The sequence below is a fragment of the Tepidanaerobacter syntrophicus genome, assembly GCF_001485475.2.
GTDB lineage: Bacteria > Bacillota > Thermosediminibacteria > Thermosediminibacterales > Tepidanaerobacteraceae > Tepidanaerobacter > Tepidanaerobacter syntrophicus.
In genome coordinates this window covers 412,032-428,332 of sequence record NZ_DF977001.1, presented here as the reverse complement: position 1 = coordinate 428,332, position 16,301 = coordinate 412,032, and the positions used below count along the sequence as shown (strand labels likewise).

Genomic DNA, 16,301 nt, shown 5'->3' with positions numbered 1-16,301 from the left:
TTTATCCCTCCGAAATAACTTTTATAGTCTTTCTTACTGTCTCGGCTTTTTCTAAAGCCCTGTTTAAATCTTTATCAACTATTGTTATATGTCCCATTTTTCTATAAGGCCTGGTTTCTTTTTTGCCATATATATGAAGGTTTACGCCGGGGATGCGCAGTATATCTTCCACTCCCTCAAAACAGGGTTTGCCTTGATAGCCTTCAGCGCCTAAAAGATTAACCATTACAGCAGGTATTATAAGTTCAGTGGAACCTAAAGGCAAGCCGGTAATTGCCCTTAGATGCTGTTCAAATTGAGATGTTATGCATGCTTCAATTGTATAATGTCCGGAATTGTGAGGCCGTGGAGCAATTTCATTTACAAGGACTTCTTTATCCGATGTCAGAAACATTTCTACACCAAAGATACCAACGCCGCCCAGAGCCTCGACACATCTTACGGCAAGCTCTAAAGCCCTGTTTTTTATTGACTCTTCTACACGTGCGGGAGCCACGGTATTATCACATATATTTGCCTTCTGGTCAAAGGTCATCTCTACAACAGGATAACACTTTATTTCTTTTTTTGTGCTCCTTGAAACCATAACCGCAAGCTCTTTTTCGATTGGTACAAGCTCTTCTAGAAAAGATTCTCCCATTGATGAATTCTCTAAATCCTCCGGTTTCTCGACAACACATACGCCCCGTCCGTCGTAGCCGCCCTTGCATGCTTTTTGCATTGCAGGAAATCCGAAGTCATTTATGGTTTCCACAAAATCATCATTCAGCATTACCCATCGGGCAGTAGGTATGCCATTTTTATTTAGCATACGCTTTTGTTTTGATTTATCTTGTATTATTTCCAAAACCTTTGGAGAAGGCAATATAGTATGACCTTCTGCAACTAGTTCATTTAATACCTGAGTATTGATATGTTCTATTTCGAAAGTTGTAATGTCACTACATTTTACAAGTTCGCGTATTTTATCGTCATCATAAAACCCACCTACGATTTGATGATCTACCACTGAAGAGGCAGGGCATCCCGGGGTGGGGTCTAATATATTCACAGTAAAATTAAATTTCTTTGCCTCCTGAGCCATCATTTTTCCCAGCTGGCCGCCGCCTATAATGCCAATTTTAAAGTCCATCGAATGAGCCATAAAACATTTTCATCTCCTAAATCTATACTTACTTTGAAAACATTATATCACAATAAGGATTTCTTTTATACTGTTTATGGCGCTGAAAACAACAGGTTTTATGAGCCCTTTTGCAAAGTGTGCTATAATTAATATAAATCTTAGTTGGAGGTAGTAAGTATATTGGATTTATCAATCGGTCCCACTTATGTGGAAATTAATTTAGATATTATAGGGAAAAATGTGCGCAGCATAAAAAAACTCATCAGAGACAAGAAGCTGCTTGCTGTGGTAAAGGGCGATGCCTACACTCATGGCATAGTAGAAGTTTCTCAAACAGCCTTAGAAAATGGTGCATCGTATCTTGGAGTGGGAAGACTAGAAGAAGGAATTTTTTTGCGAATGGCGGGCATAAAAGCGCCTATTTTAAATATGTGCTTAAATATGAAAGGGCAGGAAAGGGAACTTATTGAATATGGCATAACTCAGACGGTATGCGATCTAGATTCAGTTAAAAGAATATCGGATGAAGCTGCTAAAATTAACAAAATTGCAAAACTTCATCTAAAAGTCGATACAGGAATGGGTCGAATAGGTGTTTTCCCGGAAGAGGCAGTTGATTTTGTGGCAAAAGTCGACGAGATGAAAAATGTAGAGCTGGAAGGTATTTTTACTCACTTTGCAACACCCCATGATCTAGAGTTTATGAAATACCAGTTAAGTCTGTTTATAAAGGTTTTAAATGACATTGATACCAGTGGTTATCATATACCAATAAAACACTGTGCATCAAGCGCTGCAATTACTGCGCTGCCAGAAACCTATAAAAAGTTTGATATGGTAAGACCCGGCGATCTTATATATGGAGTCTATAATTCAGAAGAAGATAAGAAAGTAATAGATATTAAATTTGCTCAAAACTTTAAGACGCATATAATATTTTTAAAGAAGGTCGGCCCCGGCGTAAGCATAGGTTATGACAGAACTTATACTACTAATAAAACTACTATTGTTGCTACACTAGCAGCTGGGTATAATGATGGTTATACAAAGCTTTATTCAAATAGAGGAATTGTGCTTGTAAGGGGCATGAAAGCTCCGGTGATTGGCAGGGTATGTGCTGACCAAACAATGATAGATGTTACTGACATCCCAAACGTCAATGTGGGAGATGAGGCTATTTTGTGGGGAAGACAGAAGGATAAAATAATTATGCCTGTTTATGATTTTTTGCTAATGAGCGACAAGTCTAGAGTTCCTAAGATATTTATAAAAAATTACAGAATATGGAAGATAAAGAGTATGTTTGGCGAGAAATTTTTCCAGGCTTAAAAATCAGCCAACTTTACACCACTTTAATTATAAAACCTCAATTTTTGAGATATAATAAGATTGAGGTGATTTTAAGTGTTTGAGCTCCTGTCGAAGATCTCAAAATTTGTTTTCATTTTTCTCATTTACTATTTCCTATTGAATTTCTTAAGGATAATGATGGCTGACTTAAAAGAAGAAAAAACTCATCCAAAGGCAACCGGGTTTGTGCTTGTAGAAGAAAATGGAAAGATATATCCGCTCTTTGATATAAACACAATAGGGAGAGCAAACGATGCAGATATTATTATAGATGATCCATTTATTTCCAGTAAACATGCCCTTATCGAAAAAAGAGGCTCCAAGATGGTTATCCGTGATTTGAACAGTACCAACGGTACCTTTGTAAATGGCAAAAGAGTCAAAAAAACCATCAGATTAAAAGACAATGACCAAATTGTTTTAGGCAAAAGAAATTTCACATTCTTAAGAGGTGAAAGGCTTGAAGCCCCACGCTAATATTATTTACAAAGAAAATATGGCGATAATTGCTCTTATAGGGATAATAGCATCCTTGGTCTTGTCCTTTTATAACGGCACTTTTTCACCGATACCTGTATACGGTGAAATGATTTTTATTGCTATTATGGTCAGCGGTTATATCTTTACAAACCTGCTATTTCCACAACAAGATCCGGCCTTGATTCTGCTATCAAGTTTCATTGTCCAGCTCAGCCTTATAATGCTTTATAGGATAAATCCTTATTCTGCTGAGCGGCAGCTTATCTGGTACGGATTAGGAGTGGTTTTATTTTTTATAAGCACCCTTGCATCTAAAGCCTGGGTTGAAGTAAAAATTAGAGACCTTTTTCTTTTTGTCATAACTGTCCTTTTGCTGCTTTCTCCGCTAGTTTTTGGGGTAGAGCGCTGGGGCTCCAAAAGCTGGATAGTATATAAAAAAATCTCATTTCAGCCTTCAGAACTTGCAAAAATTACCTTCAGCCTTTTTTTAGCAGATAGTTTAAAAGATAGAAAAATTAAAAACCCACTGCAGTTTTTTGGACAAATCCTGGTAATCCTTCTTCTTTTAGCCGCGGCCCGAGACTTGGGAGGAGCTATGATATTTTATTTTACAGCACTTGCGGTTATTTTTGCGGCAACTTCAAGGCTTGATATTGCGGCAGCAGGAATGCTTATGGCGTGTATTGCAGGATTGGTAGGTTATAAGCAGTTTAACCATGTCAAGGTTCGAATAAAAGCTTGGCTAAACCCATGGGAAGATGTGCCGGGCAAAGGGTATCAGATTGTTCAGTCTCTTTTTGCAATAGCTGAGGGAGGTTTTTTTGGTACAGGTTTAGGCCTTGGACACCCGGATTATATCCCTGCTGTTACAACGGACTTTATCTTTTCGGCATTCTTCGAGGAGTTTGGCTTTTTGGGAGCCTCGGCATTAATCGTAGTTTATTTGCTATTGATATACAGGGGAATAAGAATAGCTTTGTCAATAAATAACGGCTTCCTGAGTCTTGCTGCGTTGGGAATTACAACCTTTTTCGGCATACAGATTTTTACTATAATAGGCGGCGTGATAAAGCTTATACCAATGACAGGAGTTACTCTTCCTTTTATGAGCTATGGCGGCAGCTCCATGGTGATGAGCTTTGTGTCCATAGGAATATTAAATGGCATAAAAATCAGAGCATCAAGTGGTGAAAGCAATGGATAAGCTGGAGAGAAATATAAAGTTGATTTTTTTAGTATTCAGTATACTTTTTATTTCACTTATTTTATACTTAACATATTTTACTGCTGTTGAAAGAGAAGAACTCATCCAAAATTCTTATAATCGAAGGCTATGGGAGCAAGAAGCAAAAGTGATACGAGGAAGTATCTACGACAGAAACGGCAAAGTATTAGCAGATACGCAAGTTGAAAACGGTGTAAAAAAACGAATATATGAAGGAGGAGAAGCTATCGGTCCTTTGATAGGATACTCAGATGAGGTTTTAGGAAGAGCGGGCCTCGAAAGTATCTTGAACGGTGAATTGTTGGGAATAGCTGAACAAGATCCTGTTACGCTTCTTCGAAAAAAGATACTTGGGGTAGGGGAGAGAGGAAACGATATTCGACTTACATTGGATTTAAACTTGCAAAAAACCGCCTATAATCTGTTTCAGGGCCGTCCGGGGGCATTGGTTGCCCTCGATCCTCAAACAGGGCAAATACTGGCTTTAGTAAGCTCACCGGGGTATGATCCTTCGACAATAAAGCAGGACTGGGATGCTGTTTCAAAAGATGAGGACAAACCTTTATTAAACAGGGCGACTCAAGGACTTTATCCACCGGGCTCTGTTTTTAAGGTGGTAACTCTTGCGGCGGCCTTAACTTATAATCCGAAAGTTGAAACAGAAACTTTCTATACCCCCGGATACATTAAAGTAGATGGCAATATTATTAAAGATGCGGATTACTTAAAACCGGGAAATTATACTTTATCATCTGCCTTTCGATATTCTAGCAATACTGTTTTTATCCAGATAGGTCAAGAAATAGAAACAGAAAAAATGATAGCAATGGCTGAAAGCTTTGGATTTAATAGACAGGAGAAATCCGATATTCCAATAGCCCAAAGCACCTTTCCAAAACCTTCAATTGTTAAAAAAGATGTGGAAATGGCAGAAGCTTTTATCGGTCAAGGAAAAATTTTAGCAACCCCTTTACAAATGGCACGTGTAGCAGCTATTATAGCTAATAGGGGAAGAGAAATAAGTCCTTATATTGTAAAAGAAACAGTTTCTCCTCTAGGTGTGGTAAAGGCAAGGGAGCCATCGGCTAGCTCAAATCAAGTGATTAGTGAAGATGCGGCAGACAAGATTAAAGAACTAATGGTAGAAGTTGTAAAAAATGGTACAGGAACTTCTGCAGCGATAAAAGGAATTGAAGTTGCCGGTAAAACAGGTAGTGCCGAAAATCCCCACGGAAAAGCCCATGCCTGGTTTATTGGATTTGCACCGGCACAAAACCCCCAAATTGCCGTTGCTGTTATAGTAGAAAACGGTGGATCAGGAGGAGCTGTAGCGGCCCCTATCGCACGCAGTGTTATGCTTCAATATTTAACAGATGAAAAATAGCTTTTGTGAAATGCTTAAAGAGGTGGACATATTGAAAAAAAGTCTAATAGCAGATTCTGCACTCCTTTTAGTAGCTCTTATCTGGGGCTTGAACTTTGTTATTGAAAAAAATGCTTTGTCGTCAATTACACCTTTCATGTACCTTGGTTTAAGGTTTAGTATAGGTGCCGTCCTTATGGCTTTGGTATTTTATAAGCAGCTTAAGAATGCAAGCCGAGAGGACATTAAAGCCGGCTTAATTGTAGGGACATTTGTAATGTTAGGCTTTATAACCCAAACAGTGGGTCTTTTATATACTACCCCCTCTAAATCTGGTTTTATAACCGGCAGCAATGTAGTCATGGTTCCATTTATCTCATATCTTATTACAAAAGAATTTCCCCAGACGAATCAAATAGTTGGGGCAATCCTTACATTTACAGGGCTTGGGTTTATATCTATTGACAAAAACCTTGCAATTGGCTGGGGAGATGTCCTAACGCTTGCTTGTGCGGTGTGCTTTGCACTGCAGATCACCTTTACTGAGCACTATGTGAAACGCGTGAATCCTATAAACATGGCAATTATACAGGTGGCACTTACAGGTTTTGCTACATTGGCTATTTCGATATTTTTTGAACCTTCCGCATCACTGAATTTTGATGCTAAGGGGTGGGGAGCGATTTTGTTCGGGGCAATACTTTGTACAGCAGGAGCTTTTATCGTGCAAAATATTGCTCAGAAATATACAAGTTCGACCCACGCAGCCGTAATAATGTGCACTGAGTCTATTTTTGCAGGCATATTCTCAATTATATTCTGGGAAGAAAAATTAGCATTAAGGACCGTTGCTGGATTTGCTATTGTTATAGCAGGAGTTCTTATAACTGAATTATTTCCCGCTATATCAATTGAAGATAATGGGGCAGCTGAAGATACTGTCGGTTAATACTGAGAATAAAAAGAGTATCTTAAAATTATTTGCAAATAATTTTAAGATACTCTTTTTATTCTCCTAGATAAGCCGTTTTTACTTTTTCATTTTCAAGAAGATTTTCTGCAGTATCGCTCATTACGATTTTTCCGGTTTCAAGCACATATCCTTTATTGGCGATAGACAAAGCCATTCCGGCATTTTGCTCAACGAGCAAGATGGTAGTGCCCTCACAATTTATCTTAGTTATTATGTCAAAAATACTTTCAACGATTTTAGGAGCAAGACCCATCGAAGGTTCATCTAAAAGCAAAAGCTTAGGCTTTGCCATTAGGGCACGACCGATGGCCAGCATCTGCTGCTCTCCGCCTGAAAGAGTGCCTGCCACTTGCTTTGCGCGACTCTTAAGTACAGGAAAAAGCGTAAAAACCTCTTCAAGATAACTCTTTACCTGTTGCCGGTTTTTGTTAAGATATGCACCTAATTGAAGATTTTCTAAGACGGTCATTCGGGGGAAAACCCGCCGCCCCTCAGGCACCATAGATATTCCTGCTTCAACTATCTCATAAGTAGGCCTTCCTGTAATATCTTTGCCTTGAAAATAGATTTTGCCTGATGTAGGGGATATAAGGCTGCAAATAGTTTTTAATGTGGTGGTTTTTCCTGCTCCGTTTGCGCCTATAATGGTTGCTATCTCGCCTTCGCTGACTTCCAAAGAAATGCCGCTAAGTGCCTGTATATTTCCATAGTGTGCTACAACATTTTCAAGTTTTAACATGCGCGGCCCTCCCTGCGGGAGCTCTCTCCGAGATAAGCTTTGATAACTCTTTCATCATTCTTTATTTCTTCCGGCGGTCCGTCAGCTATTTTTTTGCCGTAGTCCAGCACCATTATTCGTTTAGATATACCCATTACTAGCTTCATATCATGTTCAATTAGAAGAATGGTTTTACCCATTTCATTAATCTTCCCTATAAGTTCGATAAGCTCATTAGTCTCGAAGGGATTCATGCCTGCTGCCGGCTCATCCAAAAGTATAAGCTCAGGGTCAGTGGCCAATGCCCTTGCCATTTCAAGGCGGCGCTGCTTTCCGTAGGGTAAATTTTTTGCTTTTTCATTGTAAACTTTTTCCAGACCTACAAATTTAAGAATATCCATGGCCTTTTCATTAACGGAAGCTTCTTCTTTTTTTACGGAGGGAGTTCTAAGTATTGCCCCAAAGATGCCGGTCTTAGTCCGGCAATGCTGTCCAATTATTACATTGTCAAGGACACTCATTTCCCCAAAAAGCCTTATATTTTGAAATGTGCGGGCAATACCCAGTTTTGTTATTTGATAAGGCTTGAGATTTTTGATTTCCTTTTTTTTGAAGTATATTTTACCGGAGGTAGGCGAATAAACGCCCGTCAGAAGATTAAACAGAGTAGTTTTGCCGGCTCCGTTCGGACCTATAACACTTAAAATTTCGCCTTCCTCTATTTTGATGTCGACCGAGGTCAAAGCTGCAAGGCCGCCAAAGACCATTGTCAAATCATGTCCTTCTAAAATTTCCATAATCATAACCCTCCCTTCTCTAATGAACTTTTATATTTTTTCTTTTCCAAAGCTTGAGCGCTCATGATCCCTTGAGGTCTTACTATCATCATTATAACCAGTAATAAACCATAGAAAACCATCCTATATTGTGCTATGACAGGAGACACCGATCGCAAAAGTTCAGGCAAAATCGTTATTATAAACGCGCCTAAAACAGCACCATATGTGTTGCCCATTCCGCCGAGAACTACCATACAAAGTATTTCAATTGACTTCATAAAGCCAAAATCTTTCGGATTTATATATCTAAATAAAAAGGCGTATAAACCACCGGCTAAGCCGGCGTAAAAAGCACCGATTATAAAAGCGAGAATCTTGAATTGTGTCGTATTGATTCCCATGGCTTCTGCAGCCAATTCGTCTTCTCTGATCGCAATAAAAGATTTTCCCACACGGGAATTCATTATGCGGTTTAATGAAAATATCACAAGAAATAAAGCCACAGCGGCTATATAAACATTAGTTACTTTTGGTATTCCGCGAAGTCCCATTGGCCCGCCTGTTATTTTAAGGTTCATGAGTATATTCTTGGTAATCTCGCCAAATCCTAGAGTGGCTATTGCGAGATAGTCGCCTTTTAATCTTAATGTAGGCACCCCTATTATAAAACCGAAGAAAGCAGCTACAAGCGCGCCTGCAATAAGAGCTGCTAAAAAAGGAAAGTGCAGCTTTAACGTAAAAAGGGTTGCAGCATATGCGCCCAGCCCCATAAAAGTTGCATGGCCCAAGGAAAGCTGCCCGGTATATCCTGTAATCAGGTTAAGACTTACAGCTAGTATAGAGTTTATCATTATGACTGTCAATATCTGCAAATAATAATTCAATTCTGTATCACCTACACTTTTTCCTGCACATTTCGTCCCAGCAATCCCGTGGGCTTTACTAACAAGATAATTATAAGAACAGCAAAAGCAATTGCATCTTTATAACGTGACATATATACTGCACCTATCATTTCAACTAAGCCGAGTATCAACCCGCCCAGCATCGCACCAGGTATATTTCCGATTCCTCCGAGCACTGCTGCAACAAATCCCTTTAAACCCGGGAAAAATCCCATTGTCGGATCTACTGAATCGAAATAAACCCCTACAAGAACTCCGGCGGCACCGCCTAATGCCGAACCAATAGCGAAAGTAAAGGTAATTATACTGTCGATTTTTATGCCCATCAGTTGTGCGACTTCCTTATCTTGAGCTGTAGCCCTCATTGCCTGTCCCAATTTGGTATTCTGTATTAAAAATTGGAGCCCTACCATAAGAACAATTGAAATAACTAAAATCAAAAGCTGCAAAGTCGAGATATGAACACTGCCTACGCTCAAAGTCCGTATATTAAGCCCTGATGGGAAGGATCTAGCCTGGGGACCTGCTATCATCAATGCCGCGTTTTGCAAAAAGATCGAAACACCGATTGCACTGATAAGGGGAGCTATGCGATTTGCTTTGCGTAAAGGCTTGTAAGCGGCCTTTTCGATTATTATGCCTAGTAAACAAGAACCTAACATGCCTGCAACGAGAGCTACTGCAAAAGGAAGCTTGTAAACTGTAACCATTGCAAGTCCCACAAAAGCTCCAACCATATATATTTCACTGTGGGCAAAATTAATAAGCTCTAAAATTCCGTATACCATTGTATATCCTAAAGCAATTAGTGAATATGTGCTTCCAAGTGTTAAACCGTTTATCAATTGTTCGAAAAACATTTCTAAATCCATTCCTTTCCAAAGGGCAAAGTCAATGGATGGCTATGCCACCCATTGACAGAGTTGCTTAATTGGCAAAATTACTAACGAAGTTTTGTAAACTTGCCGTTTTCAACTTTTAAGATAATAATGTTCTTTATAGCATCTCCGGTTTCAGTAAAGGATGTAGTTCCGGTAATGCCTGGAAAATCCTTAGTTTTTGCCATTTCTTTCTGTAATGCTTCGCCGCCTTCGCCGTTGGTATTCTTAAGAGCGGTAAGCAAAATCATAGCGGCGTCATATGCCTGGGCTGCAAACATATCAGGTTCTGCATTGAATTTTTCCTTATATGCCTTAACAAAATTTTGAGCTTTTTCAGAAGGATCATCTGTGAAGAATCCGGCTGTAAAGATTGCCCCTTCTACAGCATCTCCGCCAAGTTCGATTAGGACTGGTGAATAGAAGCCGTCGGCTCCTAGGATTTGTACATTTAAGCCTTGTTCTTTCGCCTGCTGGGCTATTTTGGCGGCTTCGGTATAATAGCCTGCTATATAAAGCGCATCAGGATTTGTTCCCTTGATTTTTGTAAGCTGTGCCCTAAAGTCTTTTTCTCCATCATTGTAAGTTTCTACTGCTGTTACTTCTGCAAGCTCCTTAGCCTTAGCCTCAAATGCATTTTTAAGCGAAAGCCCATAATCATTATTTGTATACATTATGGCAAATTTCTTAAGTCCTAACTCTTTTGCAGCATATTCAGCAAGTTGCACCGCCTGAACTTCATCAGAAAGGCAGTTTCTAAAGATATAATCGCCTATTTCAGGAACTCCGGCTGCTGTAGATGAAGATGAAATCATCACAACTTTTGCGTCGTTCGCTATAGGACCTGCTGTAAGAGTTTCTGAGCTTATTACCCCTCCTACTATTGCCACAACCTTATCCTGTTCTATAAGCTTGGAAGCGGCATTAGCTGCTTCGGTCTGATCGCCGCGAGTATCCTCGGATATAAGTTTAACAGGGCGTCCGTTTATTCCACCATTTTGATTAAATTCTTCTACTGCTATTTCGACGCCATTCTTTGTGCTTATTCCGTAAGTTGCTATATTCCCCGTAAGTGGTCCGATGGTGCCGATTTTGATAGTTTCTTCAGGCTTAGCTTCTTGTGAGGAAGCGTCACCGGAACTTTCTTGTTTTGACTGGCTTTGACCACAACCTGCAAGAAGAGAAAGCGAAAGAGCAAGGATTAAAAGCATAACTAAAAACCGTGATCTTCTAAATGTACCCATCTTTTAAATACCTCCCAAACCATACTTTTAGTTAGAATATACATAAAATAAGAATGAAATTTTTCAAGCAATTAACGCAATTCGTAAATATCATAGTCACACTACAAACCTAAATTATATACCACCTCCGTATTTTCATAAGTATAGAAATGCGACAGATTATTTACGACAACACCATAAATGGAATCTGTCGCTTTGAAAGTTTGTATAATATAAATATAATAAGCAATTCCTTTTCACTAAATAAAACATTGAATTTTGTATTTTATTATAATCTAATTTTAGCAAAATGTCACTAAGAAAATGAGATATTATAACTACAATTGCATAAATAATACATAATTTTTACCAGAATGGTTCTAACATAATTTTACTAATACAAAATACATTTTGTTTAAATAACGAGAAATAACAAGAAAAAGCAAGAATATCTTATAAAAATGCTAGTTATTCAAGTAAGAGACCGAATAGAAGAAATTGATTTTAGCATTCCCTTTGTATATCATATTAAATGAAGTTAGCACTCATCGAAGTGGAGTGCTAACAACAAGGCGAAAGCCTATTTTCCAATTAAGTAAGAATGCAAGAAAGATATCTTTCATACTATTATGCATTCATGTGTGCATCAATAAACAAATTATAAACAGGGAGGGTTCAAAATGAATATTAAGCCATTAGGCGATCGGATTGTTATCAAAGTTCTAAAAGAAGAAGAAAAAACAAAAGGCGGCATAGTTCTTCCTGATACCGCAAAGGAAAAACCTCAAAAAGGTGAAGTCGTAGCAGTAGGTTCAGGAGAAATAATCGATGGTAAAAAGGTTCCCTTGGAAGTAAAAGTTGGAGATAAAATTATTTTCTCCAAGTATGCAGGAACAGAAGTAAAACTTGACGAGGAAGAATACTTGATATTAAGACAAAGCGATGTACTTGCGATATTAGAATAACATTAAAACATTGAGGAGGGACTTTGAAAAATGGCAAAGCAGATTAAATTTGATGAAGATGCTCGTGCAGCCCTGCTAAGGGGAATTGATAAATTAGCCGATACGGTTAAAGTTACATTAGGACCTAAAGGACGCAACGTAGTTTTAGAGAAGAAATTCGGAACACCTACAATTACAAACGACGGTGTTACAATTGCAAGAGAGATAGAGCTGGAAGACCCCTATGAAAACGCAGGAGCTCAGCTAATTAAGGAAGTTGCTACAAAGACACAAGATGACGCCGGTGATGGAACCACTACGGCAACATTACTTGCTCAAGCCATAATACATGAAGGAATGAAAAATGTAGTGGCGGGTGCCAATCCTATAATTCTTAAAAAAGGTATCCAGAAAGCCGTAGAAGCTATAGTTGAAGAAATTAAGAATTTCAGCAGACCGGTAGAAACAAAAGAAGCTATAGCACAAGTAGCATCGATTTCAGCAGCAGATGAAGAAATAGGACAACTTATTGCCGAAGCTATGGAAAAAGTAGGAAAAGACGGAGTTATTACCGTTGAAGAATCCCAGACAATGGGCACTACCTTAGAAGTAGTCGAAGGAATGGAATTCGACAGGGGATACATATCCCCCTACATGGTGACTGACACAGAAAAGATGGAAGCCGTTCTTGATGAGCCGTATATTTTGATAACTGATAAGAAGATTTCAACGGTTCAAGATTTGCTTCCTGTATTAGAGAAAATTGTGCAGCAAGGCAAAAAACTTCTAATAATTGCCGAAGATGTAGAGGGTGAAGCACTTGCAACATTAGTTGTAAATAAACTGCGTGGAACATTGACATGCGTAGCGGTTAAAGCTCCGGGATTTGGAGATCGCAGAAAAGAAATGTTGGAAGATATAGCTATTTTAACCGGTGGCCGGGTAATTTCAGAAGATCTTGGCATGGAACTTAAGAATGTTGATATCAGCATGCTCGGCAGAGCAAGACAGGTTAAAGTGGATAAAGAAAATACAACAATAGTAGAAGGCGCCGGAAATCCGGAAGAAATTAAGAAGCGCATAAACGCAATTAAAGCTCAGATTGAAGAGACTACCTCAGATTTTGACAGAGAAAAACTTCAAGAGCGTCTTGCCAAGTTGGCAGGCGGTGTAGCAGTGATTCAAGTAGGAGCTGCTACAGAAACAGAGCTTAAAGAACGCAAACTGAGAATTGAAGATGCTCTCTCTGCTACAAGAGCTGCGGTAGAAGAAGGTATCGTGCCCGGTGGCGGAACCGCCTTTATCGATGCTATTAGCGCTCTTGACAAAGTAGAAGCTGAGGGTGACGAAGCTATCGGCGTGAATATAATAAGAAGAGCCTTAGAAGAACCTGTAAGACAGATTGCTACAAATGCCGGATATGAAGGATCAATTATAGTTGAAAAAGTAAAATCAAGCCCGAAAGGCGTAGGCTTTGATGCTTTACACTCTGAATATGTGAATATGATTGAAAAAGGAATTGTAGATCCGGCAAAAGTAACCAGATCTACCTTACAAAATGCAGCAAGCATCGCAGCAATGGTAATTACAACAGAGGCTGTTGTAACAGAAGTTCCTGAAAAAGAAAAGCCAATGGCAGGAATGCCACCAAGCCCTGATATGATGTATTAATAGAAGCAAACAAAAAGACTCGCAAATTATTTGCGAGTCTTTTACTATGTACTTTTTAATAAAATTACACTAATTTGACATAAAAAAAGCAAATGATAGAATTAAATTAACAGTAGACAGATTCTGCGAAAGTTGGGGATAAATCATGACTTTTCAGATCCTTCTTGATCTTGCTAACCGACTTGGTATATTTGTTATAATAGCATTTCTACTATCCCAATTTACACCCTTTAAGAAACTTATTTTAAAAAAAGAAGTTTCCTTAGGCGAAAAAATTATTCTTTCAGCTATATTTGGTTCTTTTGGAATTTTGGGCACTTATATGGGCATCCCGGTCTATGGAGCTTTAGCGAATTCCAGAGCTGTAGGTGTAATTATAGGGGGTTTATTGGGAGGACCTTTTGTAGGGGTATTATCAGGTCTTATAGCATCTTTACACCGATGGAGTATCGACATTGGTGGGTTTACCGCTGTGGCATGTGCAATCTCAACATTTATTGAGGCAACCTTGGCCGGATTTATACACAAAAAGTTTGAAAACGGCAAAAAAATCTGCTGGTGGCATGGCTTTGCAGTAGGAATAGCTATGGAGCTTTTGCAAATGGTAATTATTGTTACCATTGCAAAACCATTTTCAGCAGCTTTAGAATTGGTAAAGGTAATTTGGTTTCCCATGACTTTTGTAAATTCTTGCGGCATCGCCATTTTTATATTAATAATAGATAATATTTTCAAGGAACAGGAACAAGTAGGAGCCTTGCAAGCCAAACTGTCTCTTGATATTGCCTCAGAAACCCTTCCGTATTTACGCAAAGGACTCAATGAACTTTCGGCATATAAGGCTGCAAAGATAATTTTTGATAAAACCGACTATGATGCTGTCGCCGTTACGGATACAGAGAAAATATTGGCACATGTGGGCAAGGGAGAAGATCACCACAAAGCCGGCTATAGTTTTATGACAAAGACTACGAAAGATGTTATTAGTTCTAAGGAATATAAAATAGCTACATCAAAAGAGGAAATTAACTGTGCCGAGCCATCTTGTCCCTTACAGTCAGCTGTAGTAGCTCCATTACTTGAAGGAGATAAGGTTATTGGCTGCCTAAAATTATATAAAGTAAGACCAAACAGTATAACCAGCATTGATGTAAAACTTGCCCAGGGCCTTGCACGTATGTTTGCTACTCAATTGGAACTGGCCAAAGCTGAGAATCAGGCAAAACTTTTGGCTAATGCCGAAAGAAGAGCTCTTCAAGCCCAAATAAATCCTCATTTTCTGTTTAATGCACTAAATACAATTATATCTGTGTCTAGGAAGAATCCAGACGAATCCAGAAAGCTATTGATGGATTTAAGCGAGTTTTTCAGAAAAAATCTTTCAGCCGGCATGGAAATGGTTCCGCTGGAACAGGAAATAGAGCATGTAAAGGCATATTTGTCTATTGAGCAGGCTAGGTTTGGCGAAAGACTTAAAACAGAATTTATTATAGAACCTAATGCGGCCTCTAGTATATTAGTACCTCCCTTAATTCTTCAGCCTTTGGTAGAAAACGCGGTAAAACACGGAATTATGCCAAAAAAAGAAGGGGGAAAAGTAACAGTCAAGATTGAAAGCGTAAATCAGGGTACAATTGTCAGCGTAGAAGATAACGGTATTGGAATGAGCGAGGAAATACTGGAAGACGTCAAAAAATATAAAGCTTGCAAAGATAGAATTGGTTTGTGGAATGTAAATGGCCGTCTTGAAAGTTATTTTGGAAAGAAAAGCTGTCTTGAAATTTACTCAAAATATAAACATGGAACTGTAGTAAAATTCTTTATCCCTTGTAGCCGAATACCTGCAATAGGATGTGAGAACCATGGAGCTTAGAACACTTATCGTTGATGATGAAACTCCGGCAAGAGAAGAGCTTTCTTTTCTTCTTTTATCTTATCCTAATGTCAAGGTGATCGGTGAAGCAGCTTCTGGAAAGGAAGCAATAGAATTAGCCGAGAGACTCAAGCCGGATGTAATCTTTTTAGATATTAAGATGTGGGATTTAAATGGTTTTGAAACTGCGAAAATAATTTTCCAAAGGGGAATAAAGCCATTTATAGTCTTTGCTACGGCCTATGATGAATATGCAATAAAAGCTTTTGAGATAAATGCCATAGACTATATTTTAAAGCCCTTTTCAAAAGAAAGATTAGACAAAACCATAAACCGCATTATCAATCTGTCGAAAAACAATGAAAATAGTCTTGATATTTACAGATTTGTTGAGTGCATTGAAACAATAAACAAGTCCCAGAATATCAAAATTCCTGTTTGGAAAAATAATAGAATTTATTTATTAAATCCGCAAGACATAAACTATTTTGAGGCTTGCGAAAAAGGCAGCAAGGTAATGGCCTTGCAAGGAGAGTTTGAGACAAATTGTTGCCTTTCAGAGCTAGAGGACAGATTAAAAGATTTGAACTTCTTTAGGACTCATAAAAGCTTTCTTGTGAATATGGATAAGGTTTTAGAAATAGTGCCTTGGTTTAATGGCACATATATACTTTCTTTGAAAGATTATGAGAAAAATGAAGTGCCAGTAAGTCGCAGATGCGCTAAAAAGTTAAGGGAACGTTTACAAATCTAAGCCGAATAGACCTCGTATTTAACCGATGAGGTCTATTTT

Annotated in this window: 15 protein-coding genes; 9 read left to right on the top strand and 6 right to left on the bottom strand. The window is 38.6% G+C overall.

Going from position 1 to position 16,301, the window contains the following annotated elements; genetic code table 11:
• Position 1: 1 nt before the first annotated feature.
• Positions 2-1,144 (bottom strand): 5-(carboxyamino)imidazole ribonucleotide synthase, encoded by a 1,143-nt coding sequence (locus TSYNT_RS07060; protein WP_059032783.1) that lies wholly within the window; start codon positions 1,142-1,144, stop codon positions 2-4.
• Positions 1,145-1,306: 162 nt separating this feature from the next.
• Here TSYNT_RS07060 and alr point away from each other — a divergent pair, with 162 nt between their 5' ends.
• The 5 genes from alr (at position 1,307) to TSYNT_RS07035 (ending at position 6,493) form a co-directional block, all read left to right on the top strand.
• Entirely contained in the window at positions 1,307-2,455 is a 1,149-nt protein-coding gene (alr, locus tag TSYNT_RS07055; RefSeq protein ID WP_059032782.1) for an alanine racemase, read from the top strand.
• A 156-nt stretch (positions 2,456-2,611) separates the two neighbouring features.
• Positions 2,612-2,953 carry an FHA domain-containing protein gene (locus TSYNT_RS07050; protein ID WP_238142655.1) on the top strand — a complete coding sequence of 114 codons (342 nt, stop codon included), beginning with the start codon at positions 2,612-2,614 and terminating at the stop codon, positions 2,951-2,953.
• Positions 2,937-4,160: an FtsW/RodA/SpoVE family cell cycle protein gene (locus TSYNT_RS07045; protein WP_238142654.1), complete on the top strand. Its 1,224-nt coding sequence runs from the start codon at positions 2,937-2,939 to the stop codon at positions 4,158-4,160. The genes TSYNT_RS07050 and TSYNT_RS07045 overlap by 17 nt, the downstream gene beginning before the upstream one ends.
• Positions 4,153-5,565, top strand: coding sequence for a peptidoglycan D,D-transpeptidase FtsI family protein (locus tag TSYNT_RS07040; RefSeq protein ID WP_059032780.1), 1,413 nt, complete (start codon positions 4,153-4,155; stop codon positions 5,563-5,565). The genes TSYNT_RS07045 and TSYNT_RS07040 overlap by 8 nt, the downstream gene beginning before the upstream one ends.
• Before the next feature lie 31 nt (positions 5,566-5,596).
• Positions 5,597-6,493 (top strand): DMT family transporter, encoded by an 897-nt coding sequence (locus tag TSYNT_RS07035; RefSeq protein ID WP_059032779.1) that lies wholly within the window; start codon positions 5,597-5,599, stop codon positions 6,491-6,493.
• A gap of 58 nt (positions 6,494-6,551) precedes the next feature.
• Here TSYNT_RS07035 and TSYNT_RS07030 read toward each other — a convergent pair whose 3' ends face one another.
• From TSYNT_RS07030 to TSYNT_RS07010, 5 genes are all read right to left on the bottom strand, one after another.
• A complete protein-coding gene (locus TSYNT_RS07030) occupies positions 6,552-7,256 on the bottom strand; it encodes an ABC transporter ATP-binding protein (RefSeq protein ID WP_059032778.1) in 705 nt (234 codons plus the stop codon).
• Positions 7,250-8,032, bottom strand: coding sequence for an ABC transporter ATP-binding protein (locus TSYNT_RS07025; protein WP_083497691.1), 783 nt, complete (start codon positions 8,030-8,032; stop codon positions 7,250-7,252). The genes TSYNT_RS07030 and TSYNT_RS07025 overlap by 7 nt, the downstream gene beginning before the upstream one ends.
• Before the next feature lie 2 nt (positions 8,033-8,034).
• Positions 8,035-8,898, bottom strand: coding sequence for a branched-chain amino acid ABC transporter permease (locus tag TSYNT_RS07020; RefSeq protein ID WP_059032776.1), 864 nt, complete (start codon positions 8,896-8,898; stop codon positions 8,035-8,037).
• Positions 8,899-8,909: 11 nt separating this feature from the next.
• Complete coding sequence (locus tag TSYNT_RS07015; RefSeq protein WP_059032775.1) at positions 8,910-9,779, bottom strand: branched-chain amino acid ABC transporter permease; 870 nt, start codon at positions 9,777-9,779, stop codon at positions 8,910-8,912.
• Between the two features lie 83 nt (positions 9,780-9,862).
• Positions 9,863-11,041 (bottom strand): ABC transporter substrate-binding protein, encoded by a 1,179-nt coding sequence (locus tag TSYNT_RS07010; RefSeq protein WP_059032774.1) that lies wholly within the window; start codon positions 11,039-11,041, stop codon positions 9,863-9,865.
• A gap of 659 nt (positions 11,042-11,700) precedes the next feature.
• Between TSYNT_RS07010 and groES the strand changes: the two genes are divergently transcribed.
• The 4 genes from groES (at position 11,701) to TSYNT_RS06990 (ending at position 16,262) form a co-directional block, all read left to right on the top strand.
• Complete coding sequence (gene groES, locus TSYNT_RS07005; protein ID WP_059032773.1) at positions 11,701-11,985, top strand: co-chaperone GroES; 285 nt, start codon at positions 11,701-11,703, stop codon at positions 11,983-11,985.
• Between the two features lie 30 nt (positions 11,986-12,015).
• Positions 12,016-13,635 carry a chaperonin GroEL gene (gene groL, locus TSYNT_RS07000; RefSeq protein WP_059032772.1) on the top strand — a complete coding sequence of 540 codons (1,620 nt, stop codon included), beginning with the start codon at positions 12,016-12,018 and terminating at the stop codon, positions 13,633-13,635.
• Positions 13,636-13,780: 145 nt separating this feature from the next.
• Positions 13,781-15,508 (top strand): sensor histidine kinase, encoded by a 1,728-nt coding sequence (locus tag TSYNT_RS06995; protein ID WP_059032771.1) that lies wholly within the window; start codon positions 13,781-13,783, stop codon positions 15,506-15,508.
• Positions 15,498-16,262 (top strand): LytR/AlgR family response regulator transcription factor, encoded by a 765-nt coding sequence (locus TSYNT_RS06990; protein WP_059032770.1) that lies wholly within the window; start codon positions 15,498-15,500, stop codon positions 16,260-16,262. The genes TSYNT_RS06995 and TSYNT_RS06990 overlap by 11 nt, the downstream gene beginning before the upstream one ends.
• The last annotated feature ends 39 nt before the right edge of the window (positions 16,263-16,301 follow it).

Excerpts from the sequence above, each read along its gene's own strand:
- TSYNT_RS07060 (WP_059032783.1), bottom strand. The coding sequence starts at position 1,144 with ATGGCTCATTCGATGGACTTTAAAATTGGCATTATAGGCGGCGGCCAG.
- TSYNT_RS07050 (WP_238142655.1), top strand. The coding sequence starts at position 2,612 with ATGATGGCTGACTTAAAAGAAGAAAAAACTCATCCAAAGGCAACCGGG.
- TSYNT_RS07040 (WP_059032780.1), top strand. The coding sequence starts at position 4,153 with ATGGATAAGCTGGAGAGAAATATAAAGTTGATTTTTTTAGTATTCAGT.
- TSYNT_RS07030 (WP_059032778.1), bottom strand. The coding sequence starts at position 7,256 with ATGTTAAAACTTGAAAATGTTGTAGCACACTATGGAAATATACAGGCA.
- TSYNT_RS07025 (WP_083497691.1), bottom strand. The coding sequence starts at position 8,032 with ATGGAAATTTTAGAAGGACATGATTTGACAATGGTCTTTGGCGGCCTT.
- TSYNT_RS07015 (WP_059032775.1), bottom strand. The coding sequence starts at position 9,779 with ATGTTTTTCGAACAATTGATAAACGGTTTAACACTTGGAAGCACATAT.
- TSYNT_RS07010 (WP_059032774.1), bottom strand. The coding sequence starts at position 11,041 with ATGGGTACATTTAGAAGATCACGGTTTTTAGTTATGCTTTTAATCCTT.
- groES (WP_059032773.1), top strand. The coding sequence starts at position 11,701 with ATGAATATTAAGCCATTAGGCGATCGGATTGTTATCAAAGTTCTAAAA.
- groL (WP_059032772.1), top strand. The coding sequence starts at position 12,016 with ATGGCAAAGCAGATTAAATTTGATGAAGATGCTCGTGCAGCCCTGCTA.
- TSYNT_RS06995 (WP_059032771.1), top strand. The coding sequence starts at position 13,781 with ATGACTTTTCAGATCCTTCTTGATCTTGCTAACCGACTTGGTATATTT.
- TSYNT_RS06990 (WP_059032770.1), top strand. The coding sequence starts at position 15,498 with ATGGAGCTTAGAACACTTATCGTTGATGATGAAACTCCGGCAAGAGAA.